Raw genomic sequence first — 25,256 nt, forward strand, 5'->3', positions numbered from 1 at the left:
CACCCGGTGCCCACGCAGCACACCACGGTTGATCGGGTGGTGGTGGCCAGGGGAGGCGTCGACCGTCGCCAATCTCGTAGGAGAGCTTGCCGCCCTGGTTGACGTTAGGCATCCGATCGGCGCCCGCCTGACCACCACCACATGGAGCGCAGGACCGCCCGCCGCTCTCCGCTGAGGCCTCCAGGCCACGCATGGGAAAAGGCGTGACGGTCCCGCTGTTCGAACGCACCACGCCCCATCGTGCTGGCCCGGCCGTCCTTCCATGGGAATTAGTTCGACGTGCACTGACCGCATCGCGCGCCGTCCGGCGCTGTAGGACGGAAGATGCAGCGGGCCGGTTTCCAGCGGCGGGACGCACAGGCGAGAACGCCTGTACCCTGCGTCGGCCCCCCTGTATTGCCGTTGCCCACGCCGGGACTCGTCCCGCCGGGCTGCCCGAAGGAAGAGTCTCGTGTCGGTCCCTCCCCCCTGGTACCCACCCCCGTCGTACACGCGGCCGGTGCTGAACCCCCTGGCGGTCGCCGCTCTGGTGACATCGCTGCTGTGCCTCGCTCCCCTGGGGCTGGTCCTCGGCATCGTCGCGCTGGTGCAGATATCCAGGAAGGGGCAGCGGGGCCAGGGGCTGGCGATCGCCGGGATCTCCGTGTCCGGGGTGGTCCTGGTGCTGGCCGGAATCGCCCTCACGGTGGTCGACTTCAGGGTCTGGGCGCCGCCGGAGAGGGGCGACACCGGGGAGATCGCCAAGCCGGGGTGGACCTCGGTCCACTCGATCGAGGTCGGCGACTGCTTCAACCCCGGCGCGTGGATGCCGGACCGGGACACCCCGCCGCTGGGCGGCCTGAACGTCGAGCTGGTTCCCTGCGACGAACCGCACCGAGCCGAGGCGTACGCCACCTTCGCGCTCTCCGGACAGGGAGGGTTCCCGGGCCGAGACGGCATCGCGGAGACCGCTTTTGCACGGTGCACGGAGTTCTACCTCGACTACTCGATGGATCCGATGGCCTTCGGGCGGCTGCAGACCTACTACTTCCATCCCGACGAGCGTGGCTGGGACAGCGGGCGGCGCACCGTGCTGTGCTGGGTGGCCCGCCCGGGCAGCGCGGAACTCGACTTCTCGGTACGCCGGGACGCGTCCAACCTGGACTCGCCCCAGCTGACCTTCCTCACCGCCGTCAAGCCGCTGAACACCGCCACCGCGCTCCGCCCGGCGAAGAACCCGCAGCAGGACCTCGCCGGCGCCAAGGTCTGGGCCGGTCGGATGGCCGAGGCGCAGACGGAGACGGTGGACCTGCTCAAGGACGCCGAGCTGCCGACGGCCGAGCAGCCCGTCGGGCAGCTCGTCACGGAACTCGAGGCAGGGCTTCCGTACTGGGAGCAGGCGGCCGAGGCGCCGGATGCGGACGCCTTCCTGCAGGCCCTGCGCTCGGTGGACCAGCACAACGGGGAGCAGCCCCTGCGTGGGATACGTGCTGCACTGGACCTGCCGACGCCTTCAGCCGGACAGTCCGCCGTCCTTGAGGGCCGTGACGAATGACGCCCACGCGGCGGTCGCGAAGAACAGGGCGGGGGCGTCGGGTGTCTTGCTGTCGCGGACGGGGACGGTCGCGGGATGTGGAGCGGCGACCTCGAGGCAGGCGCCGCCATCGGGGTTGCTGTAAGTGCTCTTGCGCCACGTCACGTTGGTCAGGTCGATGGCTCGCACGGCACTTCCTCCAACATCCGCAGGACGAACTTCCGCGACTCGGCCGGGGACAGGGCCAGGTCACGCACCGCATCGTACGCACGTAGCAGTCGCTCCACTGAGGCGTTTTCCTCGACTAGTTCGCCCCGGTGTGCATTCTCTGTATAAGCGACGGTAGTGCCGTTCAGCAGTCGCAGAAACATCACGTCCGTGCTGACCAGACCGTGCAGGCCGGAACTCAGCGGCAGGACCTGCAGCGTGATGTTCGGGCGCTCCGTAGCCTCAAGCAGGTAGCCCAACTGTTCCCGCCACGCTGCCACGTCGCGCAGCGGGGTGCGCAGCACAGTCTCGGCGAAGAGGGCGCGGAACGGCGGGGCGTCCGGCCCCTCCAGCAGTTTCCGGCGTCCCGTACGTGCCTCTACCTGCTGGTCCAACTCCTTGCCCGAGGCGCCGCCCAACGCCAGAACCTCATGCGCGTATGCGTCCGTCTGCAGCAGACCGTGAATCGTGCTCACCCCGTAGTGCCACAGATTCACCGCCTCACTCTCCAGCAGCATGTACCGCCGATACTGCTCCTTGAACTGCGTCGGATCCCCGACCGCCAGCTCCCACAGCGCCAGCAGCAGGCCCGGTGTCCCGTAGTGCTGGTCCAGCGCCTCGGCGAGCTCGGGGCTGCCCAGGGTCGCCCCGCTCTCCAGCTTGCCGAAGAGCGAGGCGTCCCAGCCGACCACCTTGGCCAGGTCCCGCAGGCTCTCGCCCCTGGCGGTGCGCAGGAGCCGGAGTTCCTCGGCGTACCGGCGCCGGGGCTCCTGGCTGCGTCCTGTGATCACCCTTCTCGGCGGCATTGCGCTCCTTCGTCGAAGCAGGCCGTGGAAGATACGGAAGGTGCGCCACCGGTCGGCGCAGGACATCCCGCCCACGGCGTTTCGGCCCCGCTCCCGGGTCATGCTCGTCACACCCGGAACACGCAGAGTAGTTCACGCAGTTCACCCCGTGCGGGGGAACGGCGAAAGGAGCGGAGCATGGCGGTGGAGCACCCGGTCGCGGGCGACACGATCAGAGCTGCCGAAGAGTCCAGGGACGCCCTCGCGTCCGCGCTGGAGCGCGCGGGGCTTCGGCTCCCGTCGCTGGGGCTGGACCCGAACAGCTACGCGGACGCGGATCCGCGCCCGCTCGTCGAGCTGGGGCGCTGCTCGCCGCTGCTCGCGCGGGAGCTGGCGGCGGTCATCGAGCGGGGCGCGGCGCGATGACCCGCCGTCCGCCCCGTACTGCCCGGCCGGCAGTCGAGCAGGGCCCGCCCAGGGTGCCCGGGTGTGAACACCGGTGGACCGAGCGGCGTGGCGGCAAGACGTACTGCCGGGGGTGCCGGCGCCAGATCTACCTCTGACGAGGCGGTGGGCGAGCGAAGGGTGTACGCACCTCGTACGTATGCTGTATGCAACTAGCGTTCGAGTTGCGTGCAGAGTGTTCTGATACGGGGGATTTGTCGCCGTGGGTAAGCGTGCCGCGGGCGGGGGCCGGCGTGAGCGTCGGGGAAGACGCCGCCGACCCGGGGGTGCTCGTCCCCGGGGTCCTGCCCCCACCGTCCTCGCCGGTCTGGTCTTCCTGGCCGTGATGTTCACCTCGGGAGTGGCCCTGGCGTACTGGCAGGAGCTGGACGCCGCCGAGGCCGAGGGGCGGGCCGCCGTCCTCGACGGCGGGGACATGCTGGAGGAGGCCGATGCGCTCGCCTCCCCGGGCGCCGGGACGTCGGAGGAGGAGAAGGAGGGGAAGGAGGCGGCCGAGGAGAGCGCCTCGCCCTCCCCCTCTTCCTCGCCGTCTCCTTCTCCCTCCCCGTCGGCGTCGTCCTCGCCCAGCACCATCCCGATTCCGGCCGGCGGACCCGGCACGTTCGTCACGGCGCAGGCCGACGGGACGGTCGTCGGAACGGGTGACCGGGTGCGGCGGTACAAGGTGCTGGTCGAGAACGGCATCGAGGTGTCGGCGAGCGCCGCGGCGGCCGAGATATCCCGGGTCCTCGCCGACCGCCGCGGCTGGTCGAAGGACGGGGTCAACTCGTTCCAGCTGGTCAGCTCGGGTTCGTACGACTTCGTCGTTAAGATCGCCACGCCGGGCACGGTGGACCGGATCTGCGGGGCGGCGGGACTGCTCACCCGCGGCGAGGTCAACTGCAGTGTGGGCACCGACGTCGTGGTCAACCTCAAGCGGTGGGTGCTGGGCTCGCCCCAGTTCGACGGGCCCATCGGCGAGTACCGCGCGCTGATCGTCAACCACGAGGTCGGCCACCGGATCGGGCACGGTCATGAGGGGTGCCCGGGGCCGGGGCAGCCCGCCCCCGCGATGATGCAGCAGATCAAGGGGCTCAAGGGCTGTGTCGCCAACGCCTGGCCGTACGACCGGCACGGCCGGTACCTGGGCGGGCCGTCCGTCCCCTGATGGGCTGTGACGTTTCTGCGCCGTACGACGCTGATGCCCTTGAGGCGTCGGCACGGGCCGCAACCGGTCCGCGTGACGCGGACCTGCCGGTCACCCGGCACGGACACCGGCACGAACGAGGACGGTCTTGGGTCAGGGAGGGGACCCCCGCGGCACGCGTGCGGACGACGGGGAACTGGGCGCGGCCGTGGAGCGGGCCCAGAACGGGGACGAGGCGGCCTTCGCCGTCGCCTACCGGCTGGTGCAGCCGGGCCTGCTCGGCTATCTGCGCGGACTGGTCGGGGGCGATGCCGAGGACGTCGCGTCCGACGCCTGGCTGCAGATCGCCCGGGACCTGGGGCGGTTCCGGGGCGACGGGGCCGGGTTCCGCGGCTGGACCGCGACCATCGCCCGGCACCGGGCGCTGGACCATCTGCGGCGGCAGCGGGTGCGTCCGCGGACCACGGCGCTGGAACCGGACGTACTGGAACTGCCGGGGCCGCACAGCACGCACGACCAGGCCCTGGAGTCCCTCTCCACCCGGCAGGCGCTGGAGCTGGTCCGCGGACTGCCGCGCGACCAGGCCGAGGCGGTACTGCTCCGGGTCGTCGTCGGGCTGGACGGTCCCGCCGCCGCCCGGGTGCTCGGCAAGCGGCCGGGCGCCGTGCGTACCGCCGCACACCGGGGGCTGCGGCGGCTGGCCCGCCGTCTCGGCGGCCCGGACGGGCCGCACCGGGATGCCGGATCAGCGAAGGAGTCGGAATGAACCCAGGCCACTGCGGATCGCGGTCCGGTGCACGCACCCGGGACGAGACGGTACTGCCGGAGCTGCTGGGCGCCGCGATGCGGGCCGCGGTCCTCGACCCGGCGGCGCAGGATGCGGCGATGGCCGCGTTCCGGACCGCCCGGGACTCGGGGGCCCACGGGGCGCGGACGAGGCGCCGGGACGACTGGCGTCCGCGGGGGATGCGGCGCCTGCGGGGATCCGGCGGCTGACGGGCCTGGGCGGAGGCGGACCGGGGCGGATTCCCGTACGACGTCGAGACGTACGAGGGCCGCCGGCGGCCGTCCCGAGGCCGCCGGGCTGTGGGACCGAGGCAACGGCCGGGGCCGCCACCCCCCACAGGAGAGGCCCCGGCCGTCGCGCGGCACGGGCCGCGCGGCGGCCCGTACTCCCTACAGCGTCAGGGCTGCGTTTTGTGTCACACCCCACTGCGTCACGGGTTAGTTGCATCTTGTACGGCCACTCGCGGGGGCGTGGACGAGGAGCGGTTTCAAGACGTAACGTGCCATTCGCGCCGGAGTGCGCTGGGCTTGCCCCCGCGCCGACCTGCGGTAGACCACCGTAGCCAGCAAAGAACGAGTCAGGCGCAAGGAGAGGCGCGCGGGGTGCTGGGGGAGGACGCGGAACTGACCGCCGCGGTGCGCGCGGCACAGGCCGGGGACGAGACGGCGTTCCGGACTGTGTACCGCACGGTGCACCCGCGGCTGCTCGGCTACGTGCGGACGCTGGTCGGCGAACCGGACGCCGAGGACGTGACATCCGAGGCGTGGCTGCAGATCGCCCGCGACCTCGACCGCTTCAGCGGCGACGCGGACCGCTTCCGCGGCTGGGCCGCCCGGATCGCCCGCAACCGCGCTCTCGACCACATCCGGATGCGTGGCAGGCGGCCCGCGATCGGGGGCGACGAGACGGAGCTGACCGGCAGGCCCGCCGAGTCCGACACCGCGGGCGAGGCCATCGAGGCGCTCGCCACCGACACTGCCCTCTCCCTGATCGCCCGGTTGCCGCAGGACCAGGCCGAGGCCGTCGTCCTGCGCGTGGTGGTCGGTCTCGACGCCAAGACCGCCGCCGAGACCCTGGGCAAGCGCCCCGGTGCCGTCCGCACCGCGGCGCACCGCGGACTGAAGCGGCTGGCCGAGCTGCTCGGCGAGGATGCGGAATCCGCGGGTGTGCTCGACGCCGTGCCCGCCCCGCGAGAACCGCGCGGACGTGCGGCGACGTCCGTCAGTGTGACGCAAAGCGTTGCGCGGACGCAGAGGGACATGTGATGGCCGACGAGCAGGACAGGTGGCTGGACCGCAGGACGGCGGAGCTCTTGCTGCGCGGGGAACCCCTCGACGCCGTCGACCCGGAAGGCCGCGAACGGGCCGAACGGCTCGCCGCCACGCTCGCCGCACTCTCCCCGGAACCCCCCGCCACCAGCGAGGAACTCCCCGGTGAGGCCGCCGCGCTGGCCGCCTTCCGCAAGGCGCACGCCGAACGCGGCACCGAGCTGGACACCGTCGGCCTCACCCCGCCCGCCTCCGGCCACGGCAGCGGAACCCGCAGCTCCGGCGCCGGGCTGGTCCGCATCGGGGGACCCGGCGACGGCACCCCGCGGCCCGGCCGCTGGGGCCCGCTGCGCCTGGCGATGGCCGCCGCGCTGACCGTCGGACTGGTCGGCGGGGTCGGGGCCGCGGCCGGAACCGGAGTGCTGCCGGTGCTGTTCCACGGCGACGAACCCGATCCGGGCGCCTCCGTCTCCGCCGCCGCGAGCACCGGCCACCGCCCCGACCGGCCGCTGGTCGAACCGTCCCCGCAGCGCCCGACCGACGGCCGGACCGCGCCCGGTGGCGATCCGACGGACCCGGCCGACCCGGCCGACGGCGGCACCGCGCAGGACGAGGCGGACGGCGACCCGGCGGCGAAGCCCCGCTCCGACGCCGGCGACGGCCGCACCGCCGACCGGCGGAAGGCCCTCACCAGGGCCTGCCGCGACCTGCGCGAGGGCAGCGACCTCGACCGCTCCCGCAAGCGCGCCCTGATCGAGGCGGCCGGCGGCCCCGCCCGCGTGCGCAAGCTCTGCAAGCGTCTCCTCACCGACACGAACGCTGACATCGATGCCAACAGCGGCAAGGGCAGCAAGAGCGGCAAGGGTGACGGTGACCCGCAGAACGGACGCACGGAGAGCGACACCGAGGGCGACGAGAAGAGCGACAGGCAGCAGGACGAGAAGAAGGACGAGAAGAACGACGGGAAGAGCAAGCGGGGCGACGAGGACGACGACGACAAGGACGCCGGCGGCGACCGGGGTGACCGGGGCGACCGCGGCGGGAGGAAGGGGCGCGACGGCGACCGGACCCATTCCCGTGCCCTGGGCCCCGCCACGACGCGTCCCGCCGCCGAGCTGCCCCGACCGTCCTTCGTCCCGCACTCCGAAAGCCGTCTTGACCTGGCCTTTTCCCGGCTCACGGAGAAAGTCTCGCCGAGGGTGTGACACTTTCGGCAGCCGTGACGCAGTACTGATTGAGCCGACTGGTCATCGGCTGTCGCACTGAGCCGGGGTTCCCCCCGTACCTACGGTTCGTGCACCTGGCGCGGGCGGGACACGTTCCCCCGGTCCCGCCCGCGCCCCGAAACCTTCCCCGCGGCCCCGCCGCCCTCGCGCTCACCGGTACTCACCACGGCCCGCCGTCGTCCCACGGGTCCGCTGCCGGCCCTCGCCGGCCTTCTCTCCGATGTTCCCCGCGGATGACGCCCGGCGAACGGCGGGGCATGGTGGTGAGCGGGGCGCGGCGAAAGGCGGCACACCATGGCGCACGAGTCGGAGTCCGGACTGCCCGTCCAGCCGGTCTACGGCCCCGGCGACCTCGACGGCTGGGATCCGGGGCAGCAGCTGGGCGAACCGGGGGCGTACCCGTTCACGCGGGGCGTGTATCCGACCATGTACACCGGCAGGCCGTGGACCATGCGCCAGTACGCGGGCTTCGGCACGGCGGCGGAGTCCAACGCCCGCTACCGGGATCTGATCGCGCACGGCACCACCGGGCTGTCGGTCGCCTTCGACCTGCCCACCCAGATGGGTCACGACTCCGACGCGCCGCTCGCCCACGGCGAGGTCGGCAAGGTCGGGGTCGCCGTCGACTCCGTCGACGACATGCGGGTGCTGTTCGGCGGGATCCCGCTGGACGAGGTCTCCACCTCGATGACGATCAACGCCCCGGCCGCGCTGCTGCTCCTGCTCTACCAGCTGGTGGCCGAGGAGCAGGGGGCGAGCGCGGACCGGCTGACCGGCACGATCCAGAACGACGTGCTGAAGGAGTACATCGCGCGCGGCACGTACATCTTCCCGCCGAAGCCGTCGCTGCGGCTGACCGCGGACATCTTCCGGTACTGCCGGGCGGAGCTGCCCCGGTGGAACACGATCTCGATCTCCGGCTACCACATGGCCGAGGCGGGCGCCTCCCCGGCGCAGGAGATCGCGTTCACGCTGGCCGACGGGGTCGAGTACGTCCGCACGGCGGTGGCGGCCGGCATGGACGTCGACGACTTCGCGCCGCGGCTGTCGTTCTTCTTCGTCGCCCGGACGACGATCCTGGAGGAGATCGCCAAGTTCCGCGCGGCCCGGCGGATGTGGGCGCGGCTGATGAAGGAGGAGTTCGGCGCCCGGAACCCCAGGTCGCTGATGCTGCGCTTCCACACCCAGACCGCGGGGGTGCAGCTGACGGCGCAGCAGCCGGAGGCGAACCTGGTCCGGGTGGCGGTGCAGGGCCTGGCCGCGGTCCTCGGCGGCACCCAGTCGCTGCACACCAACGCCTTCGACGAGGCCATCGCCCTGCCCACCGACAAGTCCGCCCGGCTGGCGCTGCGCACCCAGCAGATCCTGGCCCACGAGACGGATGTGACGGCGACCGTCGACCCGTTCGCCGGTTCGTACGCCGTGGAGCGGATGACCGACGACCTGGAGGCCGCGGCGGTCGGGCTGCTGCGGAAGGTGGCGGAGCTGGGCGGGGCGGTGGCCGCGATCGAGCGCGGCTTCCAGAAGCGCGAGATCGAACGCAACGCGTACCGGATCGCCCGGGAGACCGACACGGGCGACCGGGTCGTGGTCGGCGTCAACCGCTTCCGGCTCGACGAGGAGGAGCCGTACGAGCCGCTGCGCGTGGACCCGGCCATCGAGGCCCGCCAGGTGGAGCGGCTGGCCCGGCTGCGTGCCGAACGCGACGGGGGCGTGGTGGACCGTGAACTGGCCGCCCTGGAGCGAGCCGCCGAGGGGACGGAGAACGTCCTGTACCCGATGAAGCGGGCGCTGCGGGCACGTGCCACGGTGGGCGAGGTGTGCGACGCGCTGCGCGGGGTGTGGGGGAGCTACGAGCCGAGCGGCCATCTCTGACCGGGGCACGGGGAAACCCCGTGAGGTGTGTCAGTCCCTCGTGCGACACTCCTGGTCATGTTCGGCGTCATCGATCTGCCCACCTATCTGGCGGGCCTCGTGCTCATCGTGCTGCTCCCGGGCCCCAACTCGCTGTACGTCCTCTCCGTCGCCGCTCGCCGCGGTGTGCGTGCCGGGTACGGTGCCGCCGCCGGGGTCTGGTGCGGGGACACCGTGCTGATGACGCTCTCGGCGGCCGGTGTCGCCTCGCTGCTGCAGGCCAATGCCGTGCTGTTCGGGATCGTGAAGTACGCGGGCGCCGGATATCTGACGTGGCTGGCGATCGGGATGCTGCGGGCAGCGTGGGGGATGTGGCGGGCGCGCCGCGAGCAGGACGGACCGGCGGCGGTGTCCCGGGCCGCGGAGGGCGCCGACGAGCGGCCCTTCCGGCGTGCGCTGGTCATCAGCCTGGTCAACCCGAAGGCGATCCTCTTCTTCGTCGCCTTCTTCGTCCAGTTCGTCGACCCCGGGTACGCCTATCCCGCCCTGTCCTTCGTGGTCCTCGGCACCCTCGCCCAGCTCGCCAGCTTCCTCTACCTCAGCGCGCTGATCTTCAGCGGAACCCGGCTGGCCGCGGCCTTCCGCCGCCGCAGACGCCTGTCGGCCGGGGCGACCTCGGCGGCCGGTGCGCTGTTCCTGGGCTTCGCGGTGAAGCTGTCGCTGTCCAGCGCCTGACTCGCCCCCGTGCCGATGATCGGCGGGGTGATCAGCGCGGCGTCGAGGCGCGGGACGCGGTCCGGGTCCGCCCGGTGCGGTAGCGCCGTACGGCCCGGGTGATCACCGGGGGCAGCAGGTCCACGGCGAGGCGGCGGACGCGGGCGGTCGCCGCCGGGCGAACCGCCGCCGACCGCACGGCCGCCGCGGGCGCCGGGGGCGTGTAGTGCCGGGAGTGCGGGAACGGCGGCGGCTGCATGCTCCTGCCCCGGGCCCGCACCAGCCGGTGGCCCGCGGCCTCCTGCACGCTCACCGAGACGTCCGAGCGCGCCTCCAGCAGGGCCAGCAGCTCCTCCTGGACCGGCTCGGGGTCCGCCCAGGTGGCGTACAGCTTCTGGGTGCTGAGGCAGACGGGGCGCAACCCGCCGTTGAGCACCGCCTCCCAGGCGGCGACCGCGACGCCCGGGGTGTGCTCGGAGCGGTAGTCGTCGAGGACCACGATGCCCTCCGGGAGCAGCAGCTCGCGGGCCGCCTCGATGTCGTCCCGGACGTGCTCGTACAGATGCGAGGCGTCGACGTGCACGAAGCGGCAGCTCCCCGGTGCGACCTCGTCGGTGATCACCGAGGTGGGGGCCTGCACCACCGTGGGCAGTGTGTCGTGGAACGCGAGGTAGTTCCGTTCGAACGCCTGTCGGGTGAGGGTGGCGTAGGAGCCCGCCGACTCGGCGCGGTTGGCCTGGTCCGGGGCGTCGCTGCCGAACAGGTCGCAGACCGTGAACGTCTCGCCGGCCTGGAGGTGGTGCCCCAGCAGGATGGCGCTCTTGCCCAGGTAGGCGCCGAGTTCCAGCAGGTCGCCCTGCGTGCCCAGGTCGGTCTGCCGCTGCAGGAACCACGTGAACAGGACCTGGTCCAGGGGCCAGAACCAGCCGGGGACGTCCTTCAGCTCGCCGGGGCGGCTCTCGGCCGGCTCTGCCGTACCCGTGCCCTGTGCAGTTCCCATGCAGGGAGGGTGCCCCCTGTGGGTGAGGGAATCCAGCCCTTCACCGAATATCGCACCAACGCATCATCGTCCCGGCCGCACCATCGCCCGCTTCAGCCGCGGCCCGACGGGCCGCTCCACCCACCGGTGCAGCCACCAGGCCAGCGCGAGCAGCACGGTCACGGTCGCTGCCACCGTCTCGTAGGGGCCCAGCCCCAGCTCGCGGTGCAGCACCCGGATGACGAACCAGCCCAGATGCTCGTGGATCAGATAGAACGGGTAGGTCAACGCCCCGGCCAAGGTCAGCCAGCGCCAGTTCGCCCCGCGGGTCCAGCCCAGGGCGACCGCGGCGACCGCGGCGAACGCGAGCAGGACCAGTGCCTGGACGACGTACGGATCGCGGTGGAAGTCGCCGCCCGGGTCCGGGGACCACAGGGCCGTGACCGCGGCGCGCTGCCCCAGCAGGAAGGACATGCCCACGATCCCCCAGAGCAGCAGATCGCCGCCGAACCGGTGGATCAGATACAGGGCCAGCCCGCCGACGAAGAACGGAGCGTGGTCGGGCATCACCAGCTCGTCCAGCAGCGGTGTGTCCGCGACCCGGGCGACCGCGCCCGCCAGGGTCCACAGCACGCAGAACAGCACCACGCGCCGGTAGGTGACCCCCTTCCAGATCACGAACAGCGCGAAGAGCACGTAGAAGCGCATCTCCACCCACAGCGTCCAGCACACACCGAGGACCCGGGGCACGCCCATGGGCTGCTGGAGCATGGTGAAGTTGACCAGGAACTCGTCCGTCCGCAGCGGAGGGACCACCGCCGGCAGCGCGAGCGAGGCGGCGCCCACCAGCAGCAGCGCCGCCCAGTAGGCGGGGAAGAGACGGGCGGTCCGGGACCGGAAGAAGTCCCCCGGGGACCGGCCCCAGCTGCTCAGGCAGATCACGAAACCGCTGATGACGAAGAAGAACTGCACACCCAGACAGCCGTAGACCGCCGCCTGGGACAGCGTCGGGAACAGCTGCCCGGGCGACTGCCCCCAGGAGCCGGTGACCTCACCGCCCCGCCCGGCGAAGTGGTACGCGCACACCATCAGCGCGGCCAGCAGCCGCAGCCCGTCCAGAGCACGCAGCCGGTCCCCGCCGGATCCGCGGACACCAGCGGCTGAGGCGGACGCAGCAGATGCGGCGCGGGAAGAGGGTGCAGCAGGTTTCGTGCGGGAGGCGGTGTCGGAGGGCTGCACCCGCCGGGCGGGCTCCGGGGCCGGGCTCGTCGGAGCCACGGCCGGGTCGGCCGTGTTCATCGGAGACCTTTCGCGGTGGGGGAGACGGCACGCGGGCCCGCCCGGTGAGGGCGTGGTGCCGCCCGTCGATACGGCCGGGGCGGGCGGCAGGGCAAGCGGGCGTCCCCGGTGGAACGGGGAGCGGGGTGGTCGGGGCGGTCGGCCCGGTCGTGGGGCGCCCGGGCGCGGCGGGGCCGCGGTCAGCGGCGGGCCAGCGCCCGCGCACGCCGGGCGATCCGGCGTACCGTGGCGTTCCGCGGGATGAACGACAGCTGCGCGGGCAGCGCGCCCGGCAGGGCCAGCGCCGTCAGCCGGCGCCGCTTGAAGTACCGCCAGGTGTGCGGGCCGAGATGCTCGGCGAGATAGCCCTCGGCCTCCGGCCGCAGCCGCGGGTAGATCCTTGGTTGCATCGCGAAGCCCACCGCCGTCAGCAGCGTCGTCAGCTCCGCCACCCGCTCCGGCGTGGGAGGCCGCCACCCGGTGACCGCCGAGGCGTCGGCGAGGTCCGGCAGCAGCGCGTCGACGATGGTCAGCGGAACCCGGTTGCTGTTCTGGTACGGGGCGAGCCGGGCCAGCACGGTCTCGGTGCCCGCCCGGGCGACCGGGAGACCGTAGAACGTCGCCGCGGTCAGCAGCGCGGTGGAGAAGCAGCCGACGACGAGCGCCGGACGCATCCGCTGGAAGACCACCTCGGCCAGCACCGGGCGGTCCAGCACGGTCAGCCGTGCCCCCAGCCGGCCGGCCTCCTCCTCCAGCAGCCGTGACCAGCCGGCCGGTGCCATCGGGTGCGGCTTGAAGACCAGCCGCCGGTGGCCCAGAGCCACCGACTCGCGCACCATGCGCAGGTGGAGTTCCTCCTCCTGGGCGGCGGTCAGGATGCCCAGGGCCGACAGGTACTGCCCGAGCAGCAGGGCCGGCGGCTCCTCCCCGACGTCCTCCGGTTCGCCCTCCTCCTCGGCGAGTTCGCCGAGCACCTTCAGGAACGCCCCGGTCGGCACCACCTCCGGGGCCACGCCGAACTCGGTGAGCAGCAGCGGGCGCAGACCCGGCACCAGGTCGAGGTGCAGCACCCGGCCGATCCGGGTGCCGACCAGCGGGTCGATCTTGTCGCGGGTGGGGCCGTAGCTCATCAGGCCGTCGGCGTACACGTCGACGGCGGTGCCGGGGAACAGCTGACACAGCGCCAGCGATGGGTTGACCTGGATCGACTCGACGGCCAGCCGGACCTCGTCGTCGCCGAGCCCCCACAGCAGCCGCAGATGCCGCTCCCACAGCGGCACGTCGTCGGGGCGCGGGCCCCAGCCGCTGGGGTGGAACGGGGCGATGGTCTCGTTCCAGGACAGTACGCCGTCGAAGCGGTCCCGGATCCGCCCGAAGCCGGGCATGGCGTCGACGGACGGGGTGACCTCCGGGTTGGCCGCGTTGTTGGTGACCAGCAGCAGCCGCCGGTCGGCCGGTTCGAAGAGGCCTGCGTCGAGCGCGGCGGCCACCGTCGCGGCACCGTAGAGCGTGGAGGCGCAGAAGATCTGGGTGGTGCGGGGCGTGGTGCGGGGCATCAGACGCTCACCGCCCGGGCGGAGGCGGGCCTGCGCCGCAGCCGCCGCAGCCGGCCCGCCCGCTGACCGTCCATCGAGTCCAGCACGTCCGTCAGGATGCCCTGCGGCATGCCTTTCAGGGCGGCGGAGCTGAGGGAACGCAATTTCCGAGCCACGGCGGGTTCGAACCTCTCGATAGAACCGAGGTGATGAGCCATGATCGCGCAGTAGGTGCGTACTGCCTTGGGCAGCAGCTTATCGGCCTCCGGATCCCTCGAGGTCTCCTCGATCACCTGGTCGAATGCGCGAATGAAATCCAGTTGCCGCACATCACCGATCTGGGTGAGCGAGGAGGCCACTCCACGCCGGTAATAGACGCCCAGCAGCCCCACCGCGGCGAACGACTCGGCCTCCCGGTGCAGCCGCCAGATCCACGGCCGGTCCTCGGCGGTGCGCAGCCCGTGGGTGAAGTGCAGCAGCCCCCGGTCGACCAGCCGCCGGTGGTAGACGCCGGCCCAGGCGTAGGCGTAGTCGACCGAGGTGGTCCGGTCGGCGGGCAGGATTGCGTCCCGGGGGGCGGTCACCACACCGCGGCGGCCCAGCGGGACCCGGTGGATGGTGCGCGACCGCCCCGAGCACTGCACATGGTCGGTGCGGAGGAAGTCGCAGCCCAGTTCCTCGGCGGCGGCGAGCAGTTGCGGGTAGTAGCCGGGTGCGAGCCAGTCGTCGCCGTCCAGAAAGGTCAGATACCGGCCGCGCGCCCGGTCGATACCGGAGTTGCGCGCGGTGGCGAGGCCGCCGTTCTCCTCGTGCCGGACGAGTACCGCGCCCGGCAGTTCGCGTTCCGCGCGCGCGAGGATCTTGGGCGTCTCGTCCTGGGAACAGTCGTCGACGAGGATGAATTCGACGTCCTCACGTGCGTTCGCGCGCAGACTCTTCAGCGTGTCCGGCGCGTATTGCTGCACGTTGTAGAACGGAACGATGACGGAGAGCTTGACCACCCGACCGACGTTAGGAGACGGCCCGGCGTCCGTTCTGACCGGGGTCTTGATGTCGGGTGAACTCCGCGTGGCGAACCTGTGAACCACAAATGTTCGACACTCGAATGCGGCCCGATTCGCCATTCGGCGATGTGCTGTTAACCCTTTGTTGGATTTCGGTTGGGCAGATCCTAGGAATCGATTCCTAGCGTCTTCGACGTGCCAGCAAGTGCAACGAAGGCCCTGCGGGTGGCCGTCCTCGCGGACTCCGACACCCGGTGGAAATGGGGCGCTCTCACCGCGAACCGCATCGTCCCGCAGGGCGTCCCGAGGGACGTCCCGAAGGGACTCGGGACGGCCGTCCAGGAGGACGCCCAGGAGGACGCCCAGGAGGACTCCCCGGAGGACTCCCCGGAGGATTCGAACTTCCGTCTGGACGGGTATCTGCTGCGCGGCCGGGCGACCCCGACCGCCAGACAGCTCCAGGAGGTCGGCGTCCGGGCGGACTCCCTGCGCGAGGTCACCGCGGTCGAGTTCCTGCGGACGATGAGCGAGGAGACCGAGGACCCGTACGACGTGCTCGTCCTCGCCCTGGTAGGCGGCGGCGTCCAGGCGATGCTGCACGGCCTGAACCGCGTCTGGGGCGAGCGCACCGACCGGCCCGCCGTCGTCACCGGCTATGTCGGCGTCGTCTACGAGAAGCTCGCCGACGGCCTGCTGCTGCGGCACGGCGCCGACCTGGTACTCGCCAACTCCCGCCAGGACGCGGACCGCTTCCGCGCCGTCTACGACGGGGTCGGCGCCGACTCCTCCCCGGTCACCGAGGTCGCGCTTCCCTTCCTCGGCGGCGAGCCCTACACCGGCGAACACGACCCGTACACCGTGGTCTTCGCCGCCCAGCCGTCGGTCCCGGAGAGCCGCAGGGACCGCACCTATCTGCTGGACCGGCTGATCCGGCACGCCCGCAGCCACCCCGAGCGCGAGGTGCTGCTCAAGCTGCGCTCCAAGCCCGGCGAGCACACCACCCACATCGAGGAACTGCCCTACCAGAAGCTGGTGCAGAAGGCCGACCCGCCGCCCAACTTCCGCCTGGTCTACGGACATATGGGCGAGGTCCTGGACCGCACCGACCTGCTGGTCACGGTCAGCTCCACGGCCGCCCTGGAGTCGCTGCACCGGCGTATCCCGACCGTCGTCCTCACCGACCTCGGAGTGCGCGAGGCGCTCGGCAACCACCACTTCGTCGGCTCCGGCTGCCTCGCCTCCTGGGACCAGCTCGACGCCGGCCACCGGCCCGCACCCGACGCCGAGTGGGTCGCTCGCCAGGGAGTCGCCCCCGGCGGCACCCCCTCCGGCGGCACCCCCTCCGGGGAAGGCTCCTACGCCAACGCCTTCGACACGGCCCGCGAACGCATCGCGAAGCTGCTGGCCCGCCCCGGCGGCCTGCCGCCGCTGGCCCCGTACTACACGCCCCAGACCGCGCCCGGCTATCTGCCCGGCATCCTCGCCCGCCACCACCTGGGCCCGGACGGCACCCCGCTGCCCGGCGCCCCCGCGGCCGACCGCGACCCCGGCCCCGTCCGGCAGATCGTGCGCCGCGCCGCCCGCGGCGCCTACCGGCACGGCGTCCAGCGCGTCGCCCCGGTGATCCGGCGCATGGGGGAGCTGTGAACACCGTGACCCGTACCCGAGGAGGGGTACCCATGTCCCAACCGGAAGCGGGCCAGGGCGCAACCGTGCGCCGCGTGCTCGCGGTCATCCCCGCGCGCGGCGGCTCCAAGGGCGTCCCCGCGAAGAACCTCGCCCCCGTCGGCGGGGTGCCGCTCGTGGCCCGCGCCGTGCACGAGTGCCGGGCCGGCCGGCTCGTCACCGACGTCGTCGTCTCCACCGACGACCAGGCCATCGCCGCCGCGGCCCGCGAGGCGGGCGCCGAGGTCGTGCTCCGCCCCGCCGCCATCGCCGGGGACACGGCCACCTCCGAGGCCGCCGTGCTGCACGCCATGGACGCCCACGAGGCGCTGCACGGCGCCACCGTCGACGTGGTGCTGCTCGTGCAGTGCACCAGCCCCTTCATCGCCCGCGAGGACATCGACGGGGTGGTCGCCGCGGTCGCCGAGGACGGCGCCGACACGGCGGTGACCGTGGCCCCGTTCCACGGGTTCATCTGGCGCGACGGCGACGAAAGCGGCGAAGAAGGCGGCGAAAGCGGCGGCGAAGGCGCCGGGGAGGCGGCTGCTCCCGGCGGCCGGGGCGTCAACCACGACAAGTCCTTCCGCCCGCGCCGCCAGGACCGCCCGCAGGACCTGCTGGAGACCGGCGCCGCCTACGCGATGGACGCGGCCGGCTTCCGCGAGCACGGCCACCGCTTCTTCGGCCGCACCGAACTGGTGCGCACCGACCCCGCGCGCGTGCTGGAGATCGACGACCCGCACGACCTGGCCCGCGCCCGAGCGCTGGCACCCCTCTTCGACGCAACCCGCCCCGGTGACCCGCCCGTTGCTCCCCCCGACCACCAGGCAGTCCCTCCTCCCGCCCACCTCGCGGTGGTTCCTCCCGCCCACCTCGCGGTGGTTCCTCCCGCCCACCTCGCGGTGGTTCCTCCCGCCCACCTCCCCGCGGCGGAGGACATCGACGCGGTCGTACTCGACTTCGACGGCACCCAGACCGACGACCGGGTGCTCGTCGACTCCGACGGACGGGAACTCGTCGCCGTGCACCGCGGCGACGGCCTCGGCATCGCGGCCCTGCGCAGGTCCGGGCTGCCGCTGCTGATCCTGTCCACGGAGCAGAACCCGGTCGTCGCCGCCCGCGCCCGGAAGCTGAGGATCCCGGTGCTGCACGGCATCGACCGCAAGGACCTCGCGCTCAAGCAGTGGTGCGAGGAGCAGGGCATCGCGCCCGAGCGCGTGCTCTACGTCGGCAACGACGTCAACGACCTCCCGTGCTTCGGTCTCGTCGGCTGGCCCGTGGCGGTCGCCTCCGCCCACGAGATCGTCCGCGGCGCCGCACGTGCGGTCACCACCCTTCCCGGCGGTGCCGGAGCGGTCCGCGAGATCGCCGGCTGGCTCCTGGGCCCCGCCCTCGACGTCACCCCGGCCGCCCCGCGCCCCCTCGACCCCGTCGACTCCTCCGATCGCCCCACCACGCACACCCAGTAAGGACACCCCTCATGAGCACCAACTCCCGCATCCGCACCCTCGGCTCGCGCGAGGCCGGCCCCGGCCACCCCGTCTACATCACCGGCGAGATCGGCATCAACCACAACGGCGAGCTGGAGAACGCCTTCAAGCTCATCGACGTGGCCGCCGAGGCCGGCTGTGACGCCGTCAAGTTCCAGAAGCGGACCCCGGAGATCTGCACCCCGCGCGACCAGTGGGACATCGAGCGCGACACCCCCTGGGGCCGGATGACCTACATCGACTACCGCCACCGCGTGGAGTTCGGCGAGGACGAGTACCGCCAGATCGACGAGTACTGCAAGTCCAAGGGCATCGCCTGGTTCGCCTCCCCGTGGGACACCGAGGCCGTCGCCTTCCTGGAGAAGTTCGACGTGCCGGCCCACAAGGTCGCCTCGGCCTCCCTGACGGACGACGAGCTGCTGCGTGCCCTGCGCGCGACGGGCCGCACGATCATCCTCTCCACGGGGATGTCGACCCCCAAGCAGATCCGCCACGCGGTCGAGGTCCTCGGCAGCGACAACATCCTGCTCTGCCACGCGACGTCCACCTACCCGGCCAAGGCCGAGGAGCTGAACCTCCGCGTGATCAACACCCTGCAGCAGGAGTACCCGAACGTCCCGATCGGCTACTCCGGCCACGAGACCGGCCTGCAGACCACGCTCGCCGCCGTGGCGCTGGGTGCCGCCTTCGTCGAGCGCCACATCACCCTGGACCGCGCCATGTGGGGCTCCGACCAGGCCGCCTCCGTCGAGCCGCAGGGCCTCACCCGCCTGGTCCGCGACATCCGCACCATCGAGGCCTCCCTCGGCGACGGCGTCAAGAAGGTCTACGAGTCCGAGAAGGGCCCGATGAAGAAGCTGCGCCGCGTCCCGGGCGTCGTCGCCGAGGCCGAGATCGCCGCGGCCGCGGGCGAGCCCGTCAACGTCTGACGTCCCACCCGCCACCTCCGCCCACGCCCAACGACGGGACGGTCATACGCCGATGAGCCCCCGTGCCGGGAATGCCGGCCTCCGGACTCTCGCCTTCGTCGAGAGTCCGGTACAGCTCCTGAACGTGCTGGAGTGGGCGCACACCCGCGCCCCCGGCACGGGGCTCACCCTCGTCGTCCTGTCACCCGTGGACCCCATGACCCGGGGCCAGCTGCGCCGCATGGCGGAGCTGGCCCGCAAGGAGGGACACGAGGTCCGCTGGGAGGAGGCCCGGGGCGGGGTCCTTGCCCCCTTCCGCACGATCGGCGGGCTGACCGGAGCCCTGCGCCGTGCCGACCGGATCGTCATGGGAGACCCGTTCTCCCGCTACGTACAGCTGCTGCTCACCATCACCCGGGCCCGGGACCTCGTCGTCGTCGACGACGGCACGGCCACCATGGAGTTCGTCACCCAGCTGGCCCGGGGCGAACGCCTGGTGCGCTGGCACCGCAAGGGCAGCCGACCCGGCCCGCGGGACCTGCTCTTCGCCCCGGTCTCCTCCTCCGCCCGCCGTACCCTGACCCCCGCCGGGGACCGCAGGGTGGAGATCTTCTCCGCCATGCCGATCGAGGAGACCCCGGAGGGCGTCACCGTCACCGCCCACCACTTCACCTGGACCCGGGACCGCTTCGGCCCGCCCCGCATCACCCAGGGCGCCGACATGGTCGGCACCTCCCTGGTGGAGACCGGCGTCGTCGACGCCGACCGCTATCTGGACGCCGTCCGCACCCTCGCCAGGACCCACGGCGCCACCCGCTACTTCGCCCACCGCCGGGAGAGCGCCGAGAAGCTCCACCGGCTCGCGGTCGAGACCGGCCTGGAGGTCGTCCGCCCCGACCTCCCCCTGGAACTGATCGCCCGCCGCGGCCCGGTCGGCCGCACCATCCTCAGCTTCCCCTCCACCGTCGTCCACACCCTTCCCCTGGCCCTGTCCGGCACCAAGGTCAAGATCGCCGTCTGCGACATCGACCCCGCCTGGCTCACCCAGCACGCCTCCCCGCGCGCCCGGGGCTTCCTCTCCGGGGTGACAGGCTCGGCCCGGGACGTCCACCGGTTGTCGGCGGTGACGAGCGCGGGTTAGAGACCCGCTTCGACGCGCTGTGCGTGCGCGAAGACGTCTGCCTTGCAGTGAAGGCGGTGGCCCGGTGGGAAGCCGAGCGAGGCTCCGAGACCCGCCGTCGGAGCTGACCAACTCATGGGCATCTGTCAGCGTTTGCATGCATCCCGAGGGCATGACCGTGACGTACCTGTCCCGTGCGCCGATGTTCCTCGAGCCCGAGTACGGTGCCGGGGACGCCGTACCGAAGGAGACCAACCGTGGCCGAGTACCTGACCGTTCTGACCACGACCGACGCCGCCGAGAAGGCCCGGACCCTGGCCGTCGGCGCGGTGGAGGCCGAGGTGGCGGCCTGCGCGCAGATCGATGGACCGATCACCAGCGTGTACCGGTGGGAGGGCGCGGTGCAGACGGACCAGGAATGGCGGGTGCTGTACAAGACGACCGCCGAGCGGTACCCGGAGCTGGAGGCGTACATCAAGCAGGTGCACGACTACGACACGCCGGAGATCATCGCCATCCCGGTCACGCACGGCAGTGACGCCTACCTGTCGTGGGTGAGCGAGGAGACGGCCAGGGGCTGATCAGGCGGCGAGTGCGGCGCCGATGGTCTCGGTGAGGTCCCGCGCCGCGCTGTGCTGCCGGGGCAGCGGCGCGGCCATGGACGCCAGGCGCTTGCGACCCATGGTCGTGGACATGGTGGTCGCGGCGTCCACGAACCGGCGCCCGACCTCCACGCCCCGGTCCACGTCGCCGTACGGCACGTAGCCGGTGGCCGCGTCGGACAGGACCGCGACGGACACCCTGGAGCCGTCGTCCCTCAGGTGCGTCAAGGCGTCGTCGGCGGCCCGGCCCAGGTCGGAGTGGCGGAGCCGGGAGTACGTGGAGACCGTCAGGGAGTCCAGGCGGGGCCGCTGGCAGAAGCGCATCCACGCCTGTTCGGCGTCGGGGTTGGCGTAGTCAAAGGCGGTGGTCGCGGCCCATGGCCAGGGCCACGACGGCCGGGTGTCCGGCCTCGCGTCCGGCCGGCGCCGCCGTCTTGTAGTGGTGCCGGGCCGTGTCCGGGTCGCCCACGTCGTAGGCCGCCCAGCCCACGAGCGCGGCCGTCTCTCCGGCCGCGATGGCGAGCGCCTGGCGGTGGGAACCGGAGCGCGGGATGAGCACGGTCAGAGTCTCCAGGTGGCCGCCCAGGCGGCCGGCCGGCAGCTTGGCGAGGTCGCCGACCCGTCCGCTGCGCGACTGCGGCAGGCGTGCGCCCATCGGGAACTCCTATAGTTAGGGTGCCCTAACTAAGGAAACCCTTACCGGGCGCGTGCGGTGTTCTGCCTGCGCGCCGGCCGGACGAGCTGAAAGCGGAACCTGAATGAGACCCGAGTCCACCGCCCTCGCCGCCGCTCCGCGCGCAGACGTGATGACAGAGACCTTGGAAGGCTTCGGCACGGTCCGCTTCACCCCGGTCGATCCCGCCGCGGACTCCGCCGTGCTGCATTCCTGGGTCGTCGAGGAGCGCGCACAGTTCTGGGGCATGAACGGCGCGAGCCGGGAACTGGTCCAGGAGATCTACGAGGACGTGGACCGCCGCGACACCCACCACGCGTTCATGGTCCGGCTGGACGGCGAGCCGGTGGCGCTCTACCAGACCTACCGGCCGTCCGAGGACCGGATCAGCGAGTGCTACCCGGTGCGGGACGGCGACATCGGCGTCCACCTGATGCTGGCCCCGATGACCGGCCGGCCCCGGCCCGGATTCAGCAGGACGCTGATCGGATCCCTCACCCGGTTCACCTTCCGGGACCTCGCCGTCCGGCGTGCCGTGGCCGAGCCTGACGCGCTCAACGGCAAGGCCGTCGCCCTGATGAACCGCCTGGGATTCGTCCGGCAGGGGGAGATCACCCTCCCCGAGGTCGACCTGCCCGAGGTGTACCTCCCTCCGAAGCGCGCCGTGCTCGCCTTCCTCGACCGCCCCGCGGTCCTCCCGCCCGCGGTGGCGGTCGCCCCCCGCCCCTGAGGGGCGGCCTGTCGGCGCGGCGCCGCGCGGGCGGGACGTTCCCCTCCCGGAGTGATCGCCGAGACGCCGCCGATGCCGAGCACGTCCCTGCGGGAACGGTGACCAGCAGGAGCTTCCCGTCCCCCGACTGGGCCGGTCCGTGCGGGGGCCGGGCAGGGGCCGGGACTTGTACGGGTCGTCAGGTGATGATGACGCGGTGCGACTTGATCACGTGTCCTATGCGGCGGTTCCGTGGCCGTGCCGGGAGCCGAACCGGGTGAACGCACTGCGCGCCGAGCTGGGATCGCGCCGTTCGCCGACCGTGTCGGGCGGCGCGCGCCGGGCTGACGGCGTACGGGGAGGCGTCCGCCGGGTGAACGCGCGCGCGTGGGGTGGGCGGGACGTGGTATCCGTGAGGGAGAGCGGGTACCCGACGCCGTCGCTCCCACCCGGCCCTGCGGGGCCGGGGCAGATCCGACCGGTGCGTCCCGGAAGCCTTACCCGGGAGAAACGGATTAGTGTACCCAACACAGTCGATACGTATGCGCAGGGCGGCCAGATTTTCTTCCCCTAACGGGCTGAACTTTTGTTGATCGTGGGTCAATAGGCCACCCGGGCGTCCTACCCTTCAGAGGGTGAAGCAATTGATCTCCCCAGAGTCCGAGGCCGACCTTCCCGGAGGGGCCGTGCTTCCCGGCGCCCTGCCCGAGGAGCTGCGTGCCGAACTCGTCGCGTTCCGGCGTGACTTGCACATGCACCCCGAGCTGGGCAACCAGGAGTTCCGCACCACCGCCGCGATCAAGGACCGGCTGGTACGGGCCGGTCTGAAGCCGCGTGTGCTCCCCGTCGGCACCGGGCTCGTGTGCGACATCGGTGTCGGCGCCGGGGAGCGGGAGGCCGGGGAGCGGGACGGCGGGCCGCGCGTGCTCGCCCTGCGGGCCGACATCGACGCCCTGCCCATCCCGGACACCAAGAGCGACTGCCCGTACCGCTCCACCGTCCCGGACCGGGCGCACGCCTGCGGTCACGACGTGCACACCACGGTCGTCCTCGGTGCCGGGCTCGTCCTCGCCGAACTGCACCGGCAGGGGCTGCTGCCGCGCCCGGTGCGGCTGGTCTTCCAGCCCGCCGAGGAGGTGCTGCCCGGCGGCGCCGGCGACGCCATCGAGGGCGGGGCGCTGGACGGAGTGCAGCGGATCCTCGCCCTGCACTGCGACCCGCGCGTGGACGCCGGGCGGATCGGGCTGCGCGAGGGCGCCATCACCTCGGCCTGCGACCGGCTGGAGATCTCCCTGGACGGCCCCGGCGGCCACACCGCCCGACCGCACCTGACCACCGACCTGGTCACCGCCGCCGCCCGGGTCGTCACCGACGCCCCCGCGCTGATCACCCGGCGGGTGGACAGCCGCAGCGGCCTCGCGCTGACCTGGGGCCGGATCGAGTCCGGGCACGCCCCCAACGTCATCCCGCAGCACGCCGAGCTCGCCGGGACCGTGCGCTGCCTCGACCTCGACACCTGGCGGCAGGCGCCCGACGTGGTGGTCGCCGCCATCGACGAGGTCGCCAACCTGCACCGCGCCAAGTCCGAGATCACCTACGTACGGGGGGTGCCGCCGGTCGTCAACGAGGCGTCCAGCACCGAGCTGCTGCGCCGTGCCATGGTCGCCCGGCGCGGCACCGAGTCCGTCGAGGGCACCGAGCAGAGCCTCGGCGGCGAGGACTTCTCCTGGTACCTGGAGCAGGTGCCCGGTGCCATGGCCCGGCTCGGCGTCCGTCCGCCCGGCGAGCGCGGCGTGCGCGATCTGCACCAGGGCGACTTCGACGTGGACGAGCACGCCATCACCGTCGGCGTGGAGCTGTTCACCGCCGCGGCGCTGCTGGACGACCACACCGCGGCCCGCTGATCATCGACTGCGGCCCCCCGCCCCGGTGACGGCCTCGCCGGCCCCGGTGGCGGCCCCGCCCCTCCGGTTGCGGGCCGGGCGGGACGGGGGCAGCCTGTGAACCAGCACCGCACCGGACGGTCGCGGCATGCCCCGATGCCCTGTTTCGCACCCGCTTCGCACCCCTTCGTCTCGGTGGTTCACCGGGGCGTAACGGCCATCGGCACGAATGGATAACGGCCCCGAGCAACCCCGTTCCCAGGTGTTTCTACGCGCGTTAATGTGCGCCGAACCGAGCGCCCGCTGCGGGGTTTTGGAGAATGGGGAACTTCAGATGCGTCGGATATCGAAACTGACCCGCGTTGCGGTGGGGGTCGCCTCGATCGCACTCGTCGCCACGGCCTGCGGCGGCACCAGCGGCGAGAGCGGCAGCGCCGGCGGCGCGGACGACAAGGGTGTGGCCATCGCGTACGACATCGGCGGGCGGGGCGACCAGTCCTTCAACGACGCCGCGTACCGGGGGCTGGAACAGGCCAAGCAGGAGTTCGGCTACGAGACCGCCGACATCGAGCCCACCGAGGGCGAGACCGACGCCGACAAGGAGCAGCGGCTGTCCTCGCTGGCCCGGCAGGGCTACAACCCGGTGATCGGCGTCGGCTTCGCCTACGGACCGGCGATGACGGCGGTGGCCGAGCAGTACCCCGAGACCACCTTCGGCATCGTCGACTCCGTGGTCGAGGCGGACAACGTCGCCTCCCTCGTCTTCGCCGAGAACGAGGCCTCCTACCTGGCCGGCGTCGCCGCCGCCAAGGCCACCGAGACCAAGACGGTCGGCTTCATCGGCGGCGTGGACGTCCCGCTGATCCACAAGTTCCAGGCCGGCTACGAGCAGGGCGTCAAGGACACCGACCCCAGCGTGAAGGTGATCTCGCAGTACCTGACGCAGACCGCCGAGGAGGGCGGTTTCTCCAGCCCGGACAAGGGCAAGGCCGCCGCCGAGGGCCAGATCGAGAAGAACGCCGACGTGCTCTACCAGGCGGCCGGTCTCTCCGGACAGGGCGTGATCGAGGCCGCGTCCAAGGCCGGCGTGTGGGCCATCGGCGTCGACTCCGACCAGTACGAGCAGGAGGCGCTCGCGGCGTACCGGGACGCCATCCTCACCTCCGCCCTCAAGGACATCGACGGTGCGGTGTACGCGCTGGCCAAGTCGGTCGAGGACGGTGAGCCGCTGACCGGCGTGCAGACCTTCGACCTGCAGACCGACGGCGTCGGCCTGTCCGAGAGCAACCCGCGGTACGCCGAGGTCCCGGGCCTGGGGGACGCCGTGGAGCAGGCCAAGGAGGAGATCATCAGCGGGGCGATCCAGGTGCGCACCGAACCGTAGGCCCGCACAGGTCACACGACAGCCGGTACAAAGTCATACGAAGCGGGGGGGGCCCCTGGGGCCCCCCCCCCTAACCCGGGG

At 72.4% G+C, this 25,256-nt stretch carries 25 protein-coding genes; 17 read left to right on the forward strand and 8 right to left on the reverse strand.

Going from position 1 to position 25,256, the window contains the following annotated elements:
- Positions 1 to 499 precede the first annotated feature (499 nt).
- Positions 500 to 1,534 (forward strand): DUF4190 domain-containing protein, encoded by a 1,035-nt coding sequence (locus V5O46_RS25230; protein ID WP_332886981.1) that lies wholly within the window; start codon positions 500 to 502, stop codon positions 1,532 to 1,534.
- Here the strand turns inward: V5O46_RS25230 and V5O46_RS25235 are convergent.
- Both V5O46_RS25235 and V5O46_RS25240 read right to left on the reverse strand, forming a co-directional pair.
- Positions 1,493 to 1,702: a DUF397 domain-containing protein gene (locus tag V5O46_RS25235; RefSeq protein WP_332886982.1), complete on the reverse strand. Its 210-nt coding sequence runs from the start codon at positions 1,700 to 1,702 to the stop codon at positions 1,493 to 1,495. The two genes, V5O46_RS25230 and V5O46_RS25235, sit on opposite strands and share 42 nt — an antisense overlap.
- Positions 1,684 to 2,526, reverse strand: a complete 843-nt coding sequence (locus tag V5O46_RS25240; protein WP_332886983.1) for a helix-turn-helix domain-containing protein — start codon at positions 2,524 to 2,526, stop codon at positions 1,684 to 1,686. Before V5O46_RS25240 ends, V5O46_RS25235 begins: the two co-directional genes overlap by 19 nt.
- A 177-nt stretch (positions 2,527 to 2,703) precedes the next feature.
- Here V5O46_RS25240 and V5O46_RS25245 point away from each other — a divergent pair, with 177 nt between their 5' ends.
- From V5O46_RS25245 to leuE, 8 genes are all read left to right on the forward strand, one after another.
- On the forward strand, positions 2,704 to 2,931 hold the full coding sequence (locus V5O46_RS25245; protein WP_332886984.1) for a hypothetical protein: 228 nt from the start codon (positions 2,704 to 2,706) through the stop codon (positions 2,929 to 2,931).
- A 364-nt stretch (positions 2,932 to 3,295) separates the two neighbouring features.
- Complete coding sequence (locus tag V5O46_RS25250) at positions 3,296 to 4,117, forward strand: DUF3152 domain-containing protein (RefSeq protein ID WP_332886985.1); 822 nt, start codon at positions 3,296 to 3,298, stop codon at positions 4,115 to 4,117.
- 127 nt (positions 4,118 to 4,244) lie between these two features.
- Positions 4,245 to 4,862, forward strand: a complete 618-nt coding sequence (locus V5O46_RS25255; protein ID WP_332886986.1) for an RNA polymerase sigma factor — start codon at positions 4,245 to 4,247, stop codon at positions 4,860 to 4,862.
- Positions 4,859 to 5,092 (forward strand): hypothetical protein, encoded by a 234-nt coding sequence (locus tag V5O46_RS25260; RefSeq protein WP_332886987.1) that lies wholly within the window; start codon positions 4,859 to 4,861, stop codon positions 5,090 to 5,092. The genes V5O46_RS25255 and V5O46_RS25260 overlap by 4 nt, the downstream gene beginning before the upstream one ends.
- A gap of 393 nt (positions 5,093 to 5,485) precedes the next feature.
- Positions 5,486 to 6,148 carry an RNA polymerase sigma factor gene (locus V5O46_RS25265; protein ID WP_332886988.1) on the forward strand — a complete coding sequence of 221 codons (663 nt, stop codon included), beginning with the start codon at positions 5,486 to 5,488 and terminating at the stop codon, positions 6,146 to 6,148.
- Positions 6,148 to 7,356, forward strand: a complete 1,209-nt coding sequence (locus V5O46_RS25270; protein WP_332886989.1) for a hypothetical protein — start codon at positions 6,148 to 6,150, stop codon at positions 7,354 to 7,356. The genes V5O46_RS25265 and V5O46_RS25270 overlap by 1 nt, the downstream gene beginning before the upstream one ends.
- 315 nt (positions 7,357 to 7,671) lie before the next feature.
- Entirely contained in the window at positions 7,672 to 9,252 is a 1,581-nt protein-coding gene (locus tag V5O46_RS25275) for an acyl-CoA mutase large subunit family protein (protein WP_332886990.1), read from the forward strand.
- A gap of 57 nt (positions 9,253 to 9,309) precedes the next feature.
- The gene (gene leuE / locus V5O46_RS25280; protein ID WP_332886991.1) at positions 9,310 to 9,966 is read left to right on the forward strand and encodes a leucine efflux protein LeuE; all 657 of its coding nucleotides are present in this window, start codon (positions 9,310 to 9,312) and stop codon (positions 9,964 to 9,966) included.
- A 31-nt stretch (positions 9,967 to 9,997) separates the two neighbouring features.
- Here leuE and V5O46_RS25285 read toward each other — a convergent pair whose 3' ends face one another.
- The 4 genes from V5O46_RS25285 to V5O46_RS25300 form a co-directional block, all read right to left on the reverse strand.
- Positions 9,998 to 10,945, reverse strand: coding sequence for a class I SAM-dependent methyltransferase (locus tag V5O46_RS25285; RefSeq protein WP_332886992.1), 948 nt, complete (start codon positions 10,943 to 10,945; stop codon positions 9,998 to 10,000).
- 63 nt (positions 10,946 to 11,008) lie between these two features.
- Entirely contained in the window at positions 11,009 to 12,223 is a 1,215-nt protein-coding gene (locus V5O46_RS25290) for an acyltransferase family protein (protein WP_332886993.1), read from the reverse strand.
- A 179-nt stretch (positions 12,224 to 12,402) separates the two neighbouring features.
- Positions 12,403 to 13,758, reverse strand: a complete 1,356-nt coding sequence (locus V5O46_RS25295) for a polysialyltransferase family glycosyltransferase (protein ID WP_332886994.1) — start codon at positions 13,756 to 13,758, stop codon at positions 12,403 to 12,405.
- A complete protein-coding gene (locus tag V5O46_RS25300) occupies positions 13,758 to 14,738 on the reverse strand; it encodes a glycosyltransferase family 2 protein (protein WP_332886995.1) in 981 nt (326 codons plus the stop codon). The genes V5O46_RS25295 and V5O46_RS25300 overlap by 1 nt, the downstream gene beginning before the upstream one ends.
- A 198-nt stretch (positions 14,739 to 14,936) precedes the next feature.
- Between V5O46_RS25300 and V5O46_RS25305 the strand changes: the two genes are divergently transcribed.
- The 5 genes from V5O46_RS25305 to cutA all read left to right on the forward strand — a co-directional run bounded on the left by V5O46_RS25305 (position 14,937) and on the right by cutA (position 20,505).
- Positions 14,937 to 16,388, forward strand: coding sequence for a DUF6716 putative glycosyltransferase (locus V5O46_RS25305; protein WP_332886996.1), 1,452 nt, complete (start codon positions 14,937 to 14,939; stop codon positions 16,386 to 16,388).
- A 32-nt stretch (positions 16,389 to 16,420) separates the two neighbouring features.
- The gene (locus V5O46_RS25310) at positions 16,421 to 17,875 is read left to right on the forward strand and encodes an N-acylneuraminate cytidylyltransferase (RefSeq protein WP_332886997.1); all 1,455 of its coding nucleotides are present in this window, start codon (positions 16,421 to 16,423) and stop codon (positions 17,873 to 17,875) included.
- Between the two features lie 11 nt (positions 17,876 to 17,886).
- Positions 17,887 to 18,825 (forward strand): N-acetylneuraminate synthase family protein, encoded by a 939-nt coding sequence (locus V5O46_RS25315; protein ID WP_332886998.1) that lies wholly within the window; start codon positions 17,887 to 17,889, stop codon positions 18,823 to 18,825.
- Between the two features lie 52 nt (positions 18,826 to 18,877).
- On the forward strand, positions 18,878 to 19,945 hold the full coding sequence (locus V5O46_RS25320) for a hypothetical protein (RefSeq protein ID WP_332886999.1): 1,068 nt from the start codon (positions 18,878 to 18,880) through the stop codon (positions 19,943 to 19,945).
- A gap of 236 nt (positions 19,946 to 20,181) precedes the next feature.
- Positions 20,182 to 20,505 carry a divalent-cation tolerance protein CutA gene (gene cutA / locus V5O46_RS25325; protein ID WP_332887000.1) on the forward strand — a complete coding sequence of 108 codons (324 nt, stop codon included), beginning with the start codon at positions 20,182 to 20,184 and terminating at the stop codon, positions 20,503 to 20,505.
- Here the strand turns inward: cutA and V5O46_RS25330 are convergent, their stop codons facing one another.
- Together V5O46_RS25330 and V5O46_RS25335 are read right to left on the reverse strand one after the other, a co-directional pair.
- The gene (locus V5O46_RS25330; protein ID WP_332887001.1) at positions 20,506 to 20,850 is read right to left on the reverse strand and encodes a hypothetical protein; all 345 of its coding nucleotides are present in this window, start codon (positions 20,848 to 20,850) and stop codon (positions 20,506 to 20,508) included.
- Between the two features lie 31 nt (positions 20,851 to 20,881).
- The gene (locus V5O46_RS25335) at positions 20,882 to 21,181 is read right to left on the reverse strand and encodes a hypothetical protein (protein ID WP_332887002.1); all 300 of its coding nucleotides are present in this window, start codon (positions 21,179 to 21,181) and stop codon (positions 20,882 to 20,884) included.
- A gap of 103 nt (positions 21,182 to 21,284) precedes the next feature.
- Here V5O46_RS25335 and V5O46_RS25340 point away from each other — a divergent pair, with 103 nt between their 5' ends.
- The 3 genes from V5O46_RS25340 to V5O46_RS25350 all read left to right on the forward strand — a co-directional run bounded on the left by V5O46_RS25340 (position 21,285) and on the right by V5O46_RS25350 (position 25,175).
- Positions 21,285 to 21,929 carry a GNAT family N-acetyltransferase gene (locus tag V5O46_RS25340; protein WP_332887003.1) on the forward strand — a complete coding sequence of 215 codons (645 nt, stop codon included), beginning with the start codon at positions 21,285 to 21,287 and terminating at the stop codon, positions 21,927 to 21,929.
- A 626-nt stretch (positions 21,930 to 22,555) separates the two neighbouring features.
- Positions 22,556 to 23,812 carry a M20 family metallopeptidase gene (locus V5O46_RS25345; RefSeq protein WP_332887009.1) on the forward strand — a complete coding sequence of 419 codons (1,257 nt, stop codon included), beginning with the start codon at positions 22,556 to 22,558 and terminating at the stop codon, positions 23,810 to 23,812.
- A gap of 313 nt (positions 23,813 to 24,125) precedes the next feature.
- Positions 24,126 to 25,175 (forward strand): BMP family lipoprotein, encoded by a 1,050-nt coding sequence (locus V5O46_RS25350; RefSeq protein WP_332887004.1) that lies wholly within the window; start codon positions 24,126 to 24,128, stop codon positions 25,173 to 25,175.
- Positions 25,176 to 25,256 lie beyond the last annotated feature (81 nt).

The sequence above is a fragment of the Streptomyces poriticola genome (assembly GCF_036689765.1).
Lineage (GTDB): Bacteria > Actinomycetota > Actinomycetes > Streptomycetales > Streptomycetaceae > Streptomyces > Streptomyces poriticola.

What these genes read in the sequence shown, in the direction of transcription:
- V5O46_RS25240 (WP_332886983.1), bottom strand. Translation starts at nt 2,526, where the DNA reads ATGCCGCCGAGAAGGGTGATCACAGGACGCAGCCAGGAGCCCCGGCGC.
- V5O46_RS25245 (WP_332886984.1), top strand. Translation starts at nt 2,704, where the DNA reads ATGGCGGTGGAGCACCCGGTCGCGGGCGACACGATCAGAGCTGCCGAA.
- V5O46_RS25250 (WP_332886985.1), top strand. Translation starts at nt 3,296, where the DNA reads ATGTTCACCTCGGGAGTGGCCCTGGCGTACTGGCAGGAGCTGGACGCC.
- V5O46_RS25260 (WP_332886987.1), top strand. Translation starts at nt 4,859, where the DNA reads ATGAACCCAGGCCACTGCGGATCGCGGTCCGGTGCACGCACCCGGGAC.
- V5O46_RS25270 (WP_332886989.1), top strand. Translation starts at nt 6,148, where the DNA reads ATGGCCGACGAGCAGGACAGGTGGCTGGACCGCAGGACGGCGGAGCTC.
- V5O46_RS25275 (WP_332886990.1), top strand. Translation starts at nt 7,672, where the DNA reads ATGGCGCACGAGTCGGAGTCCGGACTGCCCGTCCAGCCGGTCTACGGC.
- leuE (WP_332886991.1), top strand. Translation starts at nt 9,310, where the DNA reads ATGTTCGGCGTCATCGATCTGCCCACCTATCTGGCGGGCCTCGTGCTC.
- V5O46_RS25285 (WP_332886992.1), bottom strand. Translation starts at nt 10,945, where the DNA reads ATGGGAACTGCACAGGGCACGGGTACGGCAGAGCCGGCCGAGAGCCGC.
- V5O46_RS25290 (WP_332886993.1), bottom strand. Translation starts at nt 12,223, where the DNA reads ATGAACACGGCCGACCCGGCCGTGGCTCCGACGAGCCCGGCCCCGGAG.
- V5O46_RS25295 (WP_332886994.1), bottom strand. Translation starts at nt 13,758, where the DNA reads ATGCCCCGCACCACGCCCCGCACCACCCAGATCTTCTGCGCCTCCACG.
- V5O46_RS25310 (WP_332886997.1), top strand. Translation starts at nt 16,421, where the DNA reads ATGTCCCAACCGGAAGCGGGCCAGGGCGCAACCGTGCGCCGCGTGCTC.
- V5O46_RS25315 (WP_332886998.1), top strand. Translation starts at nt 17,887, where the DNA reads ATGAGCACCAACTCCCGCATCCGCACCCTCGGCTCGCGCGAGGCCGGC.
- V5O46_RS25320 (WP_332886999.1), top strand. Translation starts at nt 18,878, where the DNA reads ATGAGCCCCCGTGCCGGGAATGCCGGCCTCCGGACTCTCGCCTTCGTC.
- V5O46_RS25330 (WP_332887001.1), bottom strand. Translation starts at nt 20,850, where the DNA reads ATGCGCTTCTGCCAGCGGCCCCGCCTGGACTCCCTGACGGTCTCCACG.
- V5O46_RS25335 (WP_332887002.1), bottom strand. Translation starts at nt 21,181, where the DNA reads ATGGGCGCACGCCTGCCGCAGTCGCGCAGCGGACGGGTCGGCGACCTC.
- V5O46_RS25340 (WP_332887003.1), top strand. Translation starts at nt 21,285, where the DNA reads ATGAGACCCGAGTCCACCGCCCTCGCCGCCGCTCCGCGCGCAGACGTG.
- V5O46_RS25350 (WP_332887004.1), top strand. Translation starts at nt 24,126, where the DNA reads ATGCGTCGGATATCGAAACTGACCCGCGTTGCGGTGGGGGTCGCCTCG.